Source organism: Rhizobium sp. ZX09 (assembly GCF_017357485.1).
Classification (GTDB): Bacteria; Pseudomonadota; Alphaproteobacteria; order Rhizobiales; family Rhizobiaceae; genus Agrobacterium; species Agrobacterium pusense.
The window spans coordinates 266,024-281,313 of sequence record NZ_CP031364.1 but is presented as its reverse complement, the minus strand read 5'-3'; the positions used below and the strand labels follow the sequence as shown (position 1 = coordinate 281,313).

At 59.5% G+C, this 15,290-nt stretch carries 12 protein-coding genes; 9 read left to right on the top strand and 3 right to left on the bottom strand.

Features of this window, described 5'->3' with window-relative positions; genetic code table 11:
• Positions 1-161: 161 nt before the first annotated feature.
• The 3 genes from BTN45_RS15965 to BTN45_RS15955 all read right to left on the bottom strand — a co-directional run bounded on the left by BTN45_RS15965 (position 162) and on the right by BTN45_RS15955 (position 3,937).
• Entirely contained in the window at positions 162-1,082 is a 921-nt protein-coding gene (locus BTN45_RS15965) for an ABC transporter permease (protein WP_004445269.1), read from the bottom strand.
• Positions 1,075-2,085, bottom strand: coding sequence for an ABC transporter permease (locus tag BTN45_RS15960; protein ID WP_004445267.1), 1,011 nt, complete (start codon positions 2,083-2,085; stop codon positions 1,075-1,077). The genes BTN45_RS15965 and BTN45_RS15960 overlap by 8 nt, the downstream gene beginning before the upstream one ends.
• Positions 2,086-2,227: 142 nt before the next feature.
• Complete coding sequence (locus BTN45_RS15955; protein ID WP_174151203.1) at positions 2,228-3,937, bottom strand: peptide ABC transporter substrate-binding protein; 1,710 nt, start codon at positions 3,935-3,937, stop codon at positions 2,228-2,230.
• Between the two features lie 305 nt (positions 3,938-4,242).
• On the opposite strand from BTN45_RS15955, the gene BTN45_RS15950 reads away from it, so the two are divergent.
• The 9 genes from BTN45_RS15950 (at position 4,243) to BTN45_RS15910 (ending at position 15,236) form a co-directional block, all read left to right on the top strand.
• Positions 4,243-5,406, top strand: a complete 1,164-nt coding sequence (locus BTN45_RS15950; protein ID WP_004445263.1) for a M20 aminoacylase family protein — start codon at positions 4,243-4,245, stop codon at positions 5,404-5,406.
• A gap of 49 nt (positions 5,407-5,455) precedes the next feature.
• Positions 5,456-7,306: an ABC transporter ATP-binding protein gene (locus BTN45_RS15945; protein WP_207589960.1), complete on the top strand. Its 1,851-nt coding sequence runs from the start codon at positions 5,456-5,458 to the stop codon at positions 7,304-7,306.
• Between the two features lie 300 nt (positions 7,307-7,606).
• On the top strand, positions 7,607-8,560 hold the full coding sequence (locus BTN45_RS15940) for a sugar-binding transcriptional regulator (RefSeq protein ID WP_004445260.1): 954 nt from the start codon (positions 7,607-7,609) through the stop codon (positions 8,558-8,560).
• Between the two features lie 144 nt (positions 8,561-8,704).
• A complete protein-coding gene (locus BTN45_RS15935) occupies positions 8,705-10,018 on the top strand; it encodes a sugar ABC transporter substrate-binding protein (protein ID WP_022562769.1) in 1,314 nt (437 codons plus the stop codon).
• A 166-nt stretch (positions 10,019-10,184) separates the two neighbouring features.
• The gene (locus BTN45_RS15930; RefSeq protein ID WP_004445256.1) at positions 10,185-11,057 is read left to right on the top strand and encodes a sugar ABC transporter permease; all 873 of its coding nucleotides are present in this window, start codon (positions 10,185-10,187) and stop codon (positions 11,055-11,057) included.
• 12 nt (positions 11,058-11,069) lie between these two features.
• On the top strand, positions 11,070-11,894 hold the full coding sequence (locus BTN45_RS15925; protein ID WP_022562677.1) for a carbohydrate ABC transporter permease: 825 nt from the start codon (positions 11,070-11,072) through the stop codon (positions 11,892-11,894).
• 12 nt (positions 11,895-11,906) lie between these two features.
• Positions 11,907-12,905 carry an ABC transporter ATP-binding protein gene (locus BTN45_RS15920; protein WP_006698332.1) on the top strand — a complete coding sequence of 333 codons (999 nt, stop codon included), beginning with the start codon at positions 11,907-11,909 and terminating at the stop codon, positions 12,903-12,905.
• Between the two features lie 119 nt (positions 12,906-13,024).
• Entirely contained in the window at positions 13,025-14,509 is a 1,485-nt protein-coding gene (locus tag BTN45_RS15915) for a mannitol dehydrogenase family protein (RefSeq protein ID WP_022562768.1), read from the top strand.
• A 7-nt stretch (positions 14,510-14,516) separates the two neighbouring features.
• Positions 14,517-15,236, top strand: coding sequence for an HAD family hydrolase (locus BTN45_RS15910; RefSeq protein WP_048902956.1), 720 nt, complete (start codon positions 14,517-14,519; stop codon positions 15,234-15,236).
• The last annotated feature ends 54 nt before the right edge of the window (positions 15,237-15,290 follow it).

The window sequence follows — 15,290 nt, the reverse complement described above, 5'->3', positions numbered from 1 at the left end:
CGCGTCCCGCTTCTGTGCCGCGATACCCTCAACCTCGTTCCTGTGCTTGTCACAGGAATCCAGCCGACGCGCGCCTGCGCGACGGATAGAATCCTTTCAGCCCAAGCACTTGGGCTGGCTGAATCCCTGTGACAAGCACAGGGATAAGGGAAGGGAAGCGTTCAGCTCTTCAGCGCCCGCGGATCAAGCGCATCGCGCACGGCATCGCCGATGTAATTCACGCTCAGAACCGTCAGCGAAATCGCCAGCCCCGGCCACAACACGCGCGAGGGCGTCAGTTGCAGGAAGTTCGCGCCGTCGAACAGCAGCCGTCCCCAGGTCGGAAAGTCGGAGGGGAAGCCGAGACCGAGGAAGGAGAGGGCGGATTCCGTGATGATGGCGGCAGCGATGCCGAGCGTGGCGGAGACCATGATCGAGCTCAGCACATTCGGCAGAATATGCCTGAGGATGATGCGGTATTCGCGCATGCCGCTCGATTTCGCAGCCATGATGAATTCCTGGCTTTTGATCGTCAGCACATCACCGCGCACGATGCGGGCTGTATGCATCCAGCTGGTTATCCCGATCACGAAGACGATCAGGATGAAGATGCCAGTCTCCGGCCCAAAGGCCGCACGCAGCGTGTCGCGAAACAGCATCAGGATGACGAGCAGCAGCGGCAGAAGCGGTAGGGCCAGGAACAGGTCGGTGAGGCGCATCAAGGGTCCGTCCAGCCTGCGGAAATAACCTGACAGAACACCCACCAGCGTGCCGAGGAACAGAGCCAGCAGCATGGCGGTGATGCCGACGGCAAGCGAAATGCGCCCGCCGGCCAGGACCTGCGCCAGCATGTCCTTGCCAAGATTATCGGTGCCGAAGGGATGCGCCAGCGACGGCCACTGGTTGCGCGCCTTCACATTGATGGCGTTCGGAGCAACGGTGTGAATATAAGGCCCGACATAGACCGCGAGCAGGATGAAGATAAAGACGAAGAGCCCCGCCACGCCGCCCTTGTGAACGCGAAACTGTTTCCAGATATCGGCAAGGGCGGATTGCGTGGGGGTGGCCGCAACCGTCGGTGCTGTAATGGTGGCGTCAGTCATAGCGGATCCTCGGGTCGAGAATGCCGTAAAGCACGTCGGCAATCAGGTTGAAGAGCACGATCAGCACCGCAAAGATGAAGGTCAGCGTCTGAACCAGCGGAATATCCGCCCCCTGAACGGCTGTTATCAGCAATTGGCCAAGCCCGTTCACGCGGAAAATCTGCTCGGTGATGATGGCGCCGGAGAAGATGGTCGGCACCCCAAGCGCAATAACCGTTACGACCGGGATGAGGCTGTTGCGCAGCACGTGGATGAGCAGCACGGATTTTTCCTTCACGCCCTTGGCGCGTGCGGTGCGCACGTAATCCTGATGCAGATTGTCGAGCATGGAGGCGCGCACGAAGCGGCTGATCTGCGAGACGTTATAGAGCGTCAGGACCAGCACCGGCAGGAACATCTGCTTCACCTGCGCCACGAAGCTCGCCCAGTCCGTGACCCTCAGATTGGTGTCGTAGACTGAAGGGAACCATTGCAAGTAAGAGCTGAAGATGACGACCAGCAGCACGCCGGTGAAGAAGGTCGGCACCGAATAACCGACCATGGAGACGAAAGTGCCGATCTGGTCGAAGATCGAATATTGCTTGTAGGCGGAGATCACCCCGATCGGGATCGCCAGCAGCGCACCGAAGAGATAGGCAAGGCCCACCACCCACAGTGTCTGCGGCATGCGCTGGATGACGAGATCGACCACCGGGCTGCGTGTCGCCCAGGAAAGCACCCGCATACGGCTGCCATCGCCGATCTGCCAGCCGGTCAGCTTTTCGAAGAGGTTCAGCGGCTCGTTGATGAAGAATTGCTGCAGCCACATCAGGTAACGGATGAAGAAGGGCTGGTCGAGGCCAAGCGAGGCGCGGATTTGCTCACGCACTTCAGGCGGGATGGTGAGGGGAAGGTCGCCGGTCGGATCGTTGGGCGCGAGATCAAGCAGCGCGAAGATGACGAAGCTGATGACGAGCAACGTCGGAACGGCAAAGGCTAGCCGCCGGAGCGTAAAGGTAAACATCTGAAACTCTCCAGACCCAGAGCGCGGCAGAGCGAAAATTGGGAGCTATTTCGCCTTAACGCGGCAAATGTGTCTTCAGAACATGGTCCAGGGGCATGCAGAAGGCCGGCCTCTCCGGGGGAGAAGCCGGCGCATCTGCGTGTTACTTCTTGCGGGACCAGTCCGCGACGTTCCAGAGTTCCGAGTCCCAGGCATTCATGCGCACGCCTTCCAGCGTCAGCGAATGCGAGGAAACGCTGCCGCGGTGGATGAGCGGAATATGCGCGCCTTCCTCCGTCAGCATGTCGTTGAGCTGCTTGGAAATCTCCGCACGCTTGGCAAGGTCGGCGGTCTTGGAGAGTTCACCCACAAGCTTGTCGAATTCCGGGTTGCAGTAACGCGGAATATTCTGCCCCTGCCAGCCGTTTTCGGGGGCCGGAATCTTGTCGCACAGCCATTCCGCCAGATATTTTTCCGGGTCCGTACCGTCGAAATTGTTGGTGTACATTTCGACGTCGGCATAAAATTTCTGGAAGGTATCCGGGCTCGCCGGGTCACCGCCGAAGAAGACCGAGGCGCTGACATTGCGCAGTTCGGAAGCGACGCCGATCTGCGACCACATGTCCTTCACCAGTTCCTGCGTGGCCTGGCGAACCGAGTTGGTGGACGTCTGGTAAAGGAAGGAAAGTTTCACGCCATTCTTGGCGCGAATGCCATCGGCACCCTTCACCCATCCGGCATCGTCCAATAGCTTGTTTGCGCCTTCCACATCCTGCTTCAGGCACCAGCTGTCATTCTTGGTGGAAGCGACGGCTTCCGGAGCCGGTACGATGTTGCAGGTCGGCTTGCCCGCTTCTCCGTAACCTGCTTCATCGATGACCTCACGGTCGATGGCGAGCGAAAGCGCGCGTCGCACGGCGGGATCGGAAATGGCCGGATGGGGACCGGCCTGTTTGGTGGAGCGCTTGTCGCCCAGCGAAGGATCGGCATTGTACCAGTTGAGATTGATACGCTCGACCTGCGTGCCGAAGGCGGTTTCCAGCTTGCCCTTGCCGGCCGCCACCATGGTGGCGAGGATTTCCGGCTCCACCTGCATGTTCCAGGCATAGTCGAATTCCCCGGTTTCCAGCACGGCGCGCGCGGCGGAAGCGGCATCGCCGCCGCCCTTCAGGGTCGCCGTGGCGAAGGCGGGCTTGGCGGGGTCACGGTAATTGGGGTTGGCAACGAAGCTGATGACGTCGTTCGGCTTGAAATCCTTGACGACGAAGGGGCCGGTGCCGATGGGGCCGAAATTGGCGGAGGTGCAGCCGGGAGCTGCCGCGCCGACGCATTTTTCAAACTGCTTCTTCTGGATGACCGGCGACTGTGCGCCCACGAATGCCGAATAGGGGTAGGGTTTCGGCTCCGTGAAGCTGACCTTGACGGTGTGTGCGTCGATGGCCTCGACGTTCTTCACGCCCTCATATTGTGCCGCCTGCGCGCAGCCGCCATCGGGTGCGGTGCAATATTTCCAGGTGAAGATCACATCCTCTGCGGTGAAGGGCGTGCCGTCAGACCACTTCACGTCGGTCTTCAGCTTCCACGTCATGCTGAGAAGATCCTTCGCGACGCCGCCATTGTCGATCGTCGGAATTTCGCTCACCAGCATCGGCACCAGCTCGCCCTTTTCGTCATACCGCGCCAGCGGCTCGATAACCATGGACGAGCTGTAGACTTCCTTCGTGCCACCCGAAAGATAGGGATTAAGCGTCGATACGGCCTGCCAGAACAGGATTTTCAGTTCGCCGTCACTGCCGCGCTCGGCGTGGGCGGCAGAGCCCGCGAGAGCCATGGCCGCCACCGTGCCGGCAAAGAGAACGCTGCGCTTCTTCATTGTGGTTTTCCCCTTTTTGGATTTTATCTGTTTGAATGTTTGACGCTTTTCCCGTCGTCATGTGCAAGGTCTGTTATTCTAACTATTTGACTTTGCTAAGGAATACTCCTCCATTCCAGATGATGCTATTGTCAGTTTTTTTGAAAAGCAAGTCCCAATGTTTCATTGATGAACAAATTTTGAGCCATTTAGTTTTGGGCCTATTTTTCGCTCATGCAGCAAATTTCATGCTTGCAAAAGAGGAAATTCCAAACTCAATATGGCGTCCGACAACCCGGCGGGGAACAAAAAAAGGGAAAAAGAGAATGCCGATATTGAACCGTGTGGCTGAAATGCAGGAAGAGGTTGCCGGCTGGAGGCGCCATCTGCATGAACACCCGGAACTGCTCTACGATGTCTACGAAACATCGAAATTCGTTGCCGAAAAACTGAAATCCTTCGGCTGCGACGTGGTCGAAACGGGCATTGGCAAAACAGGCGTGGTCGGCATCATCAAGGGCCGGCACGGGGATGGTCCGACCATCGGTTTCCGGTCCGACATGGATGCGCTGCCGATCCTTGAGACGAGCGGCAAGCCATGGGCCTCGAAGACGCCGGGCAAGGCCCATTCCTGCGGTCATGACGGGCATACCGCCATGCTTTTGGGTGCGGCGCAATATCTGGCCGAGACGCGCAATTTCAAGGGGTCGGTGGCCGTGATCTTCCAGCCGGCGGAAGAAGGTGGCGCAGGAGCGCTTGCCATGTTGAATGACGGCATGATGGAGAAATTCGGCATCTCGCAGGTCTATGGCATGCATAACGAGCCGGGCATCCCCGTCGGGCAGTTCGCCATCCGCAAGGGTTCCACCATGGCGGCTGCGGACAGTTTCGAAATCACCATCACCGGCAAGGGCAGCCACGCGGCGGCACCGCATCTTTCTATCGATCCGGTGCTGACTTCGGCGCATATCATCATCGCCCTGCAATCCATCGTCTCGCGCGAGACGGATCCGTTGAAATCACTCGTCGTCACCGTGGCCACCACCCATGGCGGCACGGCGTCCAACGTCATTCCCGGTGCGGTGACGCTGACCGGCACCGTGCGCACGCTGCTGCCGGAGACCCGCGATTTCGCCGAAAAGCGCCTCAAGGAAGTGGCCGCCGCCACCGCCATGGCTCATGGCGCGACGGTGGAGGTGAAATACGATCGCGGTTATCCCGTCACGTTCAACCACAGTGACGAGACAGAATTCGCGACCGGCGTGGCGATGGGTGTGGCCGGCGCCAACGCCGTCAACACCAATCCCAATCCGCATATGGGCGCCGAGGATTTCTCCTACATGCTGGAAGCGCGCCCCGGCGCCTTCATCTTCATCGGCAATGGCGATACCGCCGGGCTGCACAATGCCGCCTATGATTTCAACGACGACGCGCTGCCCTACGGCATCAGCTACTGGGTTTCGATGGCCGAAACCGCACTTGCTGCATGAGACATCCGGCGGCCCCTCGTGGCCGCCTTCTGCTTTTCAGGAGATCGGCATGCTTTTGGCAGCGACATCAATGGAACAGACCGGCGGTTCGGTCAGCCCGGTTTTATCGGTTCAAAATCTCACCACCTCCTTCCGCGTCGATGGCGGCTGGAAATCCGTGGTGCGCAATATGAGTTTCGAGATCGCGCCGCGTGAGACGGTGGCGATCGTCGGCGAGAGCGGCTCGGGCAAGAGCGTCACCTCGCTCTCCATCATGCGGCTGCTCGATAAAAAGACGAGCCGCATCGAAGGCAAGGTCATGCTCGGCGGGCGCGATCTGCTGGCACTGCCGGAAGAAGAGATGCGCAAGGTCCGGGGCAAGGACATTTCGATGATCTTCCAGGAGCCGATGACCAGCCTCAACCCGATCTTTCCGATCGGCAAGCAGATCGCCGAAGCGCTGACCGTGCATCAGGATATTTCCTCCTCTGCCGCAAAGGCCGAGGTCATCCGGCTTCTGGAAAAAGTCCGCATTCCCAATGCGAAGAACCGTTTCGACGATTATCCACACCAGTTTTCCGGCGGCATGCGCCAGCGCGTGATGATCGCCATGGCGCTTGCCTCCAAACCGAAGCTGCTGATCGCCGACGAGCCGACGACGGCGCTCGACGTGACCATCCAGGGCCAGATTCTCGACCTCATCAAGACATTGCAGGAAGAGGAGGGCATGTCGGTTCTCTTCATCACGCACGATATGGGCGTGGTGGCGGAAGTCTCTGACCGCACCATCGTCATGTTCCGTGGCGATGTGGTGGAGACCGGCACCACCGACGACATCTTCCATCGTGGCCGCCACCCATATACGCGTGCCCTGCTTTCCGCGGTGCCGAAGCTGGGTTCGATGAAGGAAAGGCTGCTGCCGGCCCGCTTCCCGATCATCGATATCAAGACCGGCGAAAGTCAGCCTGTCGCGGACGTGAAGGATACTGTCTCCGGCGGCCGCACGCCCATCCTTTCGGTCAAGGATCTGACCACCCGTTTCGACATCCGCTCCGGCCTATTCGGCCGCAAATCCGGGGCCGTGCATGCGGTGGAAAAGGTTTCCTTCGATCTCGCCGAGGGCGAAACCCTCTCGCTGGTGGGTGAATCGGGCTGCGGGAAGTCCACCACGGGCCGCTCCATCACCCGGCTGATCGAGCCGACGTCAGGCGATGTCATGCTCGATGGCTACGAGGTGCTGAAGCTCGACAAGACGACGCTGCGAACCATGCGCCGCAGCGTGCAGATGATCTTCCAGGACCCCTTCGCCTCGCTCGACCCGCGCATGAGCGTCGGCACGGCGATCATGGAGCCTTTTATCGAACATCGCCTCGGAACCAAACAGCAGGCCCGGGAAAAGGCTGCCGATCTTCTGGAAAAAGTGGGCCTGAGCCCGGATATGATGCGGCGCTTCCCGCATGAATTTTCCGGCGGCCAGCGCCAGCGCATCGCCATTGCCCGCTCGCTGATGCTCGATCCCAAGGTCATCGTCGCCGATGAGGCGGTATCGGCGCTCGATGTCTCGATCAAGGCGCAGGTCTGCAACCTGCTGCTCGACCTGCAGCAGAACCTCAACCTCGCCTTCCTGTTCATCAGCCATGACATGGCGGTGGTGGAACGCGTCAGTCACCGGGTGGCGGTGATGTATCTTGGCGAGATCGTCGAGATCGGCCCGCGCGCGGCCGTTTTCGATAATCCCCAGCACCCCTATACGAAGAAGCTGATGTCCGCCGTTCCGGTGCCTGATCCCGCGCGACGGCAGATCAAGCGCAACATGGCGACCGACGAGATCAGAAGCCCGATCCGGCCGGTGGACTATGTGCCGCCGCAACGCCATTACCGCGAGGTTTCCGCAGGTCATCTGGTGCAGGAAGCGGCTTGATTGAGGGCTGGGTTCATAAACCCAGCGACGTCACCCCGGACTTGATCCGGGGTCCAGCGCGATCAAGTCTTTGATCGCAATAGACTCTTTCACGGCGCAGACGCGCCGTGGCTGGATTCCGGCTCAAGGCCGGAATGACGGAAAAAGCGACACCAATCATAACGTGCTGTCAGTCACCGATCCAACGTCTTGCGCTCGCTGGTTTTGTATCGGGTGTTCTTTGCGCACATCGCCCGTTTGACAGCCGCCGCAAAAAAATGCCAGCAAATGCTGCAAGCATAATTCTGAGAGGGCAGCTGCATGGCCAGACGAAACGACGCACATGGACGGCTGGATGATGCGGCCCGTGCCGGCTGGCTTTATTATGTCGCCGGTCGCACGCAGGACGAGATCGCCGCCGCCATGGGCATTTCCCGGCAGTCGGCGCAGCGGCTGGTGTCGCTGGCCGTTGCCGAGCGGCTGATCAAGGTTCGGCTCGACCACCCCATTGCCGCCTGTCTCGAGAAGGCCGAACGTCTCAAGGAAAAATTCGGCCTTGGATATATCGAAGTCGTGCCGAGCGATCCTGCCGGGATTTCTTCCACGGTGGGGATCGCCGAGGCCGGAGCGGCGGAAATCGAGCGCTGGCTGAGAAATGTCGATCCCATCGTGCTCGCCATCGGCACCGGCCGTACATTGAAGGCCGCCGTGGACCAGCTGCCGCCGATGGAATGCCCGCAGCACCGCATCGTCTCGCTGACGGGCAATATCGGCCCAGACGGATCGGCCGCCTATTACAACGTCATCTTCAGCATGGCCGACGCGATCAAGGCCAGGCATTTCCCGATGCCGCTGCCGGTGCTCTGCTCATCGGCGGAAGAACGCGAGTTGCTGCACGATCAATCCATGGTGCGCTCCACGCTGGCGCTGGGGGCCGCTGCCAATGTTACCTTCGTCGGTATCGGTGAGCTCGGCGAAAATGCACCGCTTTGCGTCGATGGGTTTCTTGATGTCGACGAGATGAAGGCACTGATGGCGAGCGGGGCGGTGGGAGAGATTTGTGGGTGGATTTATGATGCCAACGGTCACATCCTCGATCACGCTGTCAACGAGCGCGTCGCCTCCGTTCCCATTCCCTCACGAGACACCTGCACCGTCATCGGCATGGCGCAGGGTGCGCGCAAGAACGCATCGATTCTGGCGGCGCTGAAGGGTGGCCTGTTGAACGGCCTCATCACCGACGAAGCGACAAGCGAATATTTGCTCACGCACTGAGCAAAAATTAATCACGTAAAATCAAGAGCTTGGTTTTTCCATGTGCGTCGCAGCACAGGATGTCGCTTGACATTTTTGGTCTCCGGGTGAGTAAATGCCCCAGAGCAAAGCGAATGCTCATCATTTTTCTTCTGGGAGGAAGATATGACATTGAAGACCATTTTGCTGGGCGCATGCTCGGCACTCGCCTTTTCGACCCTTGCTTCCGCCGAGACGCTGACCATTGCCACCGTGAACAACGGCGACATGATCCGCATGCAGGGTCTCACCTCGGACTTCACCGCCAAGAACCCGGATATCAAGGTCGAATGGGTAACGCTTGAAGAAAACGTCCTGCGTGAACGCGTGACGACCGATATCGCCACCAATGGCGGTCAATATGACATCATGACCATCGGTAACTACGAAGTTCCGATCTGGGCCAAGCAGGGCTGGTTGCTGCCGCTCGAAAAGCTCGGCGACAAATATGACGTGGACGACATTCTGCCGGCGATCCGTGGCGGCCTTTCCGCTGACGGCAAGCTCTACGCAGCCCCCTTCTATGGCGAGTCCGCCATGATCATGTATCGCAAGGACCTGTTTGAAAAAGCCGGCCTGAAGATGCCTGATAACCCGACCTGGGAATTCATCGGCGACGCCGCCCGCAAGATCACCGACCGCAAGGCCGATATCAACGGGATCTGCCTGCGTGGCAAGGCCGGCTGGGGCGAAAACATGGCCTTCATCAGCGCGCTCACCAACTCCTTCGGTGGCCGCTGGTTCGATGAAAACTGGAAGCCGCAATTCGATCAGCCGGAATGGAAGAGCTCGCTGCAGTTCTACGTTGATCTGATGAAGGATGCCGGCCCGTCCGGTGCCTCCTCCAACGGTTTCAATGAAAACCTTACGCTGTTCCAGCAGGGCAAATGCGGCATATGGATCGATGCCACTGTGGCTGCCTCCTTCGTTTCCAATCCGAAGGATTCCACCGTTGCCGACAAGGTGGGTTACGCGCTCTTCCCGACCCATGGCGAGTTGAAAAACCACGGCAACTGGCTGTGGTCCTGGAACCTTGCTATCCCGAAGAGCTCGCAGAAGGCCGAAGCCGCTGAGAAGTTCATCTCCTGGGCAACCAGCAAGGACTACACCGCACTCGTCGCTTCCAAGGAAGGCTGGGCAAACGTGCCTCCGGGCACACGCACCTCGCTTTACAAGAACGCCGACTATGAAAAGGCTGCCGCCTTCGCCAAGCCGACGCTTGCCGCCATGGATGCCGCCGACATCACCAAGCCGACTGTAAAGCCCGTGCCTTACACCGGTGGGCAGTTCGTGGCGATCCCTGAATTCCAGGCGCTCGGCACCACGGTTGGCCAGCTGTTCTCGGCGGTCGTTGCCGGTCAGTCCAGCGTCGATGATGCGCTTGCCAGCGCCCAGTCGACCGCGACACGCGAAATGACCCGCGCCGGTTACATCAAGTAATCCTCCCGAAGATCGCTGTCCGGCGCCAATGCCGGGCAGCGAGACTGCGGGCTGATGACCGCCATGCGGCTTCGATAGCTTTCAAATCAAAACAAGAATGAGCCGGTTCTTCCGGATATGCCGGGCGCATCTCTTGATGCCCGAGCCCAAGGGGAGGTGAGTGCAAATGGCAACACGAAACACAAGCGGTCTTGCGCGGGTGATGCTTGCGCCTTCGGTTCTGCTGCTTCTGGTCTGGATGATCGTGCCTCTGGCAATGACCCTGTGGTTCTCGTTCCAGAACTACAACCTCCTGAACCCGGCCAATGTCAGCTTCGCCGGCCTGTTCAATTATCAGTATTTCTACACCGACCCCGCCTTTTTCCAATCGATCTGGAACACGCTGCTGATCGTCGGCGGGGTGCTTTTGATCACCGTCATCGGCGGCATTGCCATTGCGCTTTTGCTCGACAACGACATTTTCGGTCAGGGCATTGTGCGCATCATGATCATCTCGCCCTTCTTCGTCATGCCGCCGGTGGCAGCATTGGTGTGGAAGAATATGATCATGCATCCCGGCTATGGGGTGCTCGCCGATCTGTCGCGCTTCTTCGGTTTCCAGCCGGTCGACTGGTTTGCCCAGTTTCCGCTGCTGTCCATCATCATCATCGTTGCCTGGCAATGGTTGCCTTTTGCCACGCTGATCCTCTTGACCGCGCTGCAGTCGCTCGATGGCGAGCAGAAGGAAGCGGCCGAGATGGATGGCGCCAACTTTGTCAACCGCTTCATCTATCTGACGCTGCCACATCTCTCCCGCGCCATCACGGTCGTTATCCTCATCCAGACGATCTTCCTTCTCGGCGTCTACGCGGAAATCCTCGTCACCACCAATGGCGGCCCGGGTTATGCGTCCACCAACCTTGCCTTCCTGATCTATCGCACCGCGCTTCTGGGTTACGACGTGGGTGGCGCTTCGGCCGGCGGTATCATCGCCGTTATCCTCGCCAATATCGTCGCCATCTTCCTGATGCGCGCGGTCGGCAAGAACCTCGACCGGTAAAGGGGAAACATCATGGCCCGCAAGACAACCACTCGCGCGAAGATCGGCTTCTCCATCGCTGCATGGATCGTTGCCATCCTGCTGTTCTTCCCGATCCTTTACGCCTTCCTCACCTCCATCAAGACCGAGCCGGAGGCGATCGCCGGCTTCAGCCTCATTCCCTCGGGCACGCTTGAGAATTACGTGACGGTCCAGACCCAGCGCGATTACTTCAAGCCCTTCATGAACTCGGTCGTGCTGTCGCTCGGCTCGACAATCATCGCGCTGATCATCGCCATTCCCGCCGCCTGGGCCATGGCGTTCTCGCCGACCAAGCGCACCAAGGACATTTTGATGTGGATGCTTTCCACCAAGATGATGCCGGCCGTGGCCGTGCTGGTGCCGATCTATCTGATCTTCCGCAATGCCGGCCTGCTCGATACCCGCATTGGCCTCACCATCATGCTGACTTTCATCAACCTGCCGATCGTCATCTGGATGCTCTACACCTATTTCCGGGAAATTCCCGGCGAGATCCTGGAAGCGGCGCGCATGGATGGTGCATCGCTGTGGAACGAGATCGTGCATGTGCTGACACCGATGGCGGTGCCCGGCATTGCCTCGACGCTGCTCTTGAACGTCATCCTCGCCTGGAATGAATCCTTCTGGACCATCCGGCTGACCACCACCAATGCGGCACCACTGACGGCCTTCATTGCCTCCTTCTCCTCGCCGCAGGGGCTGTTCTGGGCAAAACTTTCGGCCGCCTCGATGATGGCGATCGCCCCCATTCTCGTCATTGGCTGGTTCTCGCAGAAGCAACTCGTGCGCGGCCTGACCTTTGGCGCCGTGAAATAAGGAACGACAAACATGGGCAGCATTTCCCTTCAGAACGTGTCCAAGGTCTTCGGTGAGGCAAAGGTCATCCCGTCGATCGATCTCGATATCCACGATGGCGAATTCGTCGTCTTCGTCGGTCCCTCCGGTTGCGGCAAGTCCACGCTTCTGCGCCTGATCGCCGGGCTGGAGGATGTCTCCGGCGGCAAGATCGTCATCGACGGCAAGGATGTGACCGAGCGTGCGCCGGCCGAACGTGGCCTTGCCATGGTGTTCCAGTCCTATGCGCTTTATCCGCATATGAGTGTCAGAAACAACATCGCCTTTCCGCTGAAGATGGCCAAGCTCGACAAGGCGGTTATCGACAAGAAGGTGGAGGATGCGGCACGGGTGCTGAACCTCACCGATTATCTCGAACGCCGGCCCTCACAGCTCTCGGGCGGCCAGCGCCAGCGCGTGGCGATTGGCCGCGCCATCGTGCGCGAGCCTTCCGCCTTCCTGTTTGATGAGCCGCTCTCCAACCTCGATGCGGCGCTGCGCGGCACCATGCGGCTGGAAATCTCCGAGCTGCACAACACGCTGAAAACGACGATGATCTACGTTACCCACGACCAGGTGGAGGCCATGACCATGGCCGACAAGATCGTGGTGCTGAACCGTGGCAATATCGAGCAAGTCGGTTCGCCGATGGAGCTCTATCGCTCTCCCGCCAACCTCTTCGTCGCCGGCTTCATCGGCTCGCCGCGCATGAACCTCATCACCGGTGACTTCGCCCGCCAAAAGGGTGCCGCCACAGCCGGGGTTCGGCCGGAACATTTGGTGCTGTCGAAGGAAAGCGGTCTCTGGCAGGGCAAGGTCACCGTCGCCGAACATCTCGGCTCCGACACATTTCTGCATATCGATGTCCCAGGCATCGGCCCGATTACCGCCCGCGCGGACGGCGAATTCGCCTGCAAGCACGGCGACACTGTCTTCATCACGCCCGACGATACCAAAATCCACAGGTTCGATGACAAGGGCAAGGCAATCTAGGCGGGGCTGGCCCTAAAGACGCAGCGGCTCGCCATTCGGTGGCGGCCGTTTGCAGATAGTCCGAATGCCCGCGACAGCGCGATTGGCAAGACCACCGTTTTCCCTTCGAGGATCATGACATGACATGCAAACTTTCCCTCGCAACGCTTGACGAAGCAAAAAAGACCGCGGCCGTTCCGTCCTACAGCCGGGACGATCTTTCTGCCGGCATCGTGCATTTCGGCGTTGGCAATTTCCACCGCGCCCATCAGGCGGTTTATCTCGACGACCTGTTCAACACCGGAGCGGACCATGACTTCGCGATCATCGGCGCGGGTGTCCTGCCGTCGGATACGGTGATGCGCGAAAAACTCGCCGCACAGGATTTCCTGACGACCGTTGTGGAGCAGGACAATAACCGCACCGGTGCGCGTGTCACCGGGCCGATGATCGATATTCTGCCGGTCGGAGACAGCGCGGCGATCATCGAAAAACTGGCCGATCCGCAGATCCGCATCGTTTCCATGACGATCACGGAAGGCGGTTATTTCATTGACGCCTCCGGTTCGTTTAACCCGCAGCATCCGGCGATTGCCGAAGACGGCAGAAATCCGGCTTCGCCGAAAACCGTGTTCGGGCTGATCGTCGCCGGGCTGAAGGCGCGGCGCGACAGAGGCGTGCAGCCTTTCGCCGTCATGTCCTGCGACAACATTCCGCATAATGGCAAGGTCACGAAAAATGCCGTGGTCGGGCTGGCGGCCCTGTCCGATCCTGCCTTTGCCAACTGGATTGGCGAAAACGTTGCCTTCCCCAATTCGATGGTCGACCGCATCACGCCAGCCACCGGCGAGCGCGAACGCAACATCGCCCGGGATGACTTCAACATCGACGACAACTGGCCGGTGTTCTGCGAAGAATTCAAGCAATGGGTGATGGAGGATAATTTCCCGGCGGGCCGCCCGGCGCTCGAGAAAGCGGGCGTGCAGTTCGTATCCGATGTTGCGCCCTATGAGCATATGAAAATCCGCATCCTCAATGGCGGCCATGCGGCAATCGCCTATCCTGCGGCGCTGCTCGACATCCACTTTGTCCACGAGGCGATGGAGCATCCGCTGATCCGGGCGTTTCTGGCAAAGCTCGAAAAGGAAGAGATCATACCGGTCATTCCGCCGGTGCCGGATACCGATCTCAATGAGTATTTCTCGCTGATCGAGCGGCGCTTCCTCAATCCGAAGATTGGCGACACCATTCCGCGTCTGGCGCAGGACGGTTCCAACCGCCAGCCGAAATTCATCCTGCCTTCCACCGCCGACCGGCTGGAGCGCGGAGAGGATATCATCGGTCTTTCGCTGGTTTCGGCCTTGTGGTGCCGCTATTTCTACGGCACGTCCGACAGCGGCAAGGAAATCGTCTTCAACGATGCCAGCGCCGAGCGCCTGCAGGCGGCGGCCATCAAGGCCAAGGACGATCCCATGGCCTTCCTCGCGCTTAACGATATTTTCGGAGCAGTTGCCGAATCGAAACTTTTCCGTAAACGCTTCGCCCACGCGCTGAAGACGCTGTGGCAAGAGGGTACAGCGAAGACCTTGCAGCTTTATCTGGATGACAAGCTGGCTGAAAAGTGACGATGAGATGGAAGACGACACCGGCCCCCTTTTGATTTTCGACTGCGACGGCGTTCTCGTCGACAGCGAGCCGGTTTCCATCTCCGTCCTCCTCGACATGCTCTCCCATCTGGGTGTGACGATGGGGGAGGAGGAGGCCTATGAGCGCTTTCTCGGCCGAAGCGTCGCCAGCATGACAAGAACGTTGTTCGAGGATTACGGTGTCGAGACGGATATCGATTTTCTCGATCATATGCGGGCGACGCTGTTCGAGCGCTTCAAAAGCGAGTTGCAGCCGATCGATGGCATTGCGCAGACGCTCGACAGGCTTGTGCCATTCAGGCGCTGTGTTGCTTCCTCCAGTCAGCCGGAACGTATCCGTTATTCACTGGGGCTGACCGGCCTGATCGACAAATTCGAACCGCATGTCTTCAGCGCCACCATGGTGAAGAACGGCAAGCCGGCGCCTGATCTCTTCCTGCACGCGGCGCGCCAGATGGGCGTCGATCGGCGTCACTGCATCGTGATCGAGGACAGCCCGGCCGGTATTGCCGCGGCAAAGGCCGCCGGCATGGGCGTTTTTGCTTTTACCGGTGGTTCGCATGCCCGTTTTCCCGCATTCCGTGAAAAGATCGCCGGGCTTGGCGCGGATGCCGTGTTTGACGCGATGCCGGATTTGGTCCAACTTGTCGGCAGCTATGTGGGGAAGGGCGGTTTGGGCGGCCAAGCGGAACGTGATGCAGGCTAAAACGGATTTCGCCTGCCGCCGCTGTCGCCGGGCCGTTGCGCAAGGGATGGAATT

Coding starts and splice junctions, on each gene's coding strand:
- BTN45_RS15910 (WP_048902956.1), top strand. CDS start 14,517: ATGGAAGACGACACCGGCCCCCTTTTGATTTTCGACTGCGACGGCGTT.
- BTN45_RS15955 (WP_174151203.1), bottom strand. CDS start 3,937: ATGAAGAAGCGCAGCGTTCTCTTTGCCGGCACGGTGGCGGCCATGGCT.
- BTN45_RS15915 (WP_022562768.1), top strand. CDS start 13,025: ATGACATGCAAACTTTCCCTCGCAACGCTTGACGAAGCAAAAAAGACC.
- BTN45_RS15930 (WP_004445256.1), top strand. CDS start 10,185: ATGGCAACACGAAACACAAGCGGTCTTGCGCGGGTGATGCTTGCGCCT.
- BTN45_RS15965 (WP_004445269.1), bottom strand. CDS start 1,082: ATGACTGACGCCACCATTACAGCACCGACGGTTGCGGCCACCCCCACG.
- BTN45_RS15940 (WP_004445260.1), top strand. CDS start 7,607: ATGGCCAGACGAAACGACGCACATGGACGGCTGGATGATGCGGCCCGT.
- BTN45_RS15945 (WP_207589960.1), top strand. CDS start 5,456: ATGCTTTTGGCAGCGACATCAATGGAACAGACCGGCGGTTCGGTCAGC.
- BTN45_RS15950 (WP_004445263.1), top strand. CDS start 4,243: ATGCCGATATTGAACCGTGTGGCTGAAATGCAGGAAGAGGTTGCCGGC.
- BTN45_RS15935 (WP_022562769.1), top strand. CDS start 8,705: ATGACATTGAAGACCATTTTGCTGGGCGCATGCTCGGCACTCGCCTTT.
- BTN45_RS15960 (WP_004445267.1), bottom strand. CDS start 2,085: ATGTTTACCTTTACGCTCCGGCGGCTAGCCTTTGCCGTTCCGACGTTG.
- BTN45_RS15920 (WP_006698332.1), top strand. CDS start 11,907: ATGGGCAGCATTTCCCTTCAGAACGTGTCCAAGGTCTTCGGTGAGGCA.
- BTN45_RS15925 (WP_022562677.1), top strand. CDS start 11,070: ATGGCCCGCAAGACAACCACTCGCGCGAAGATCGGCTTCTCCATCGCT.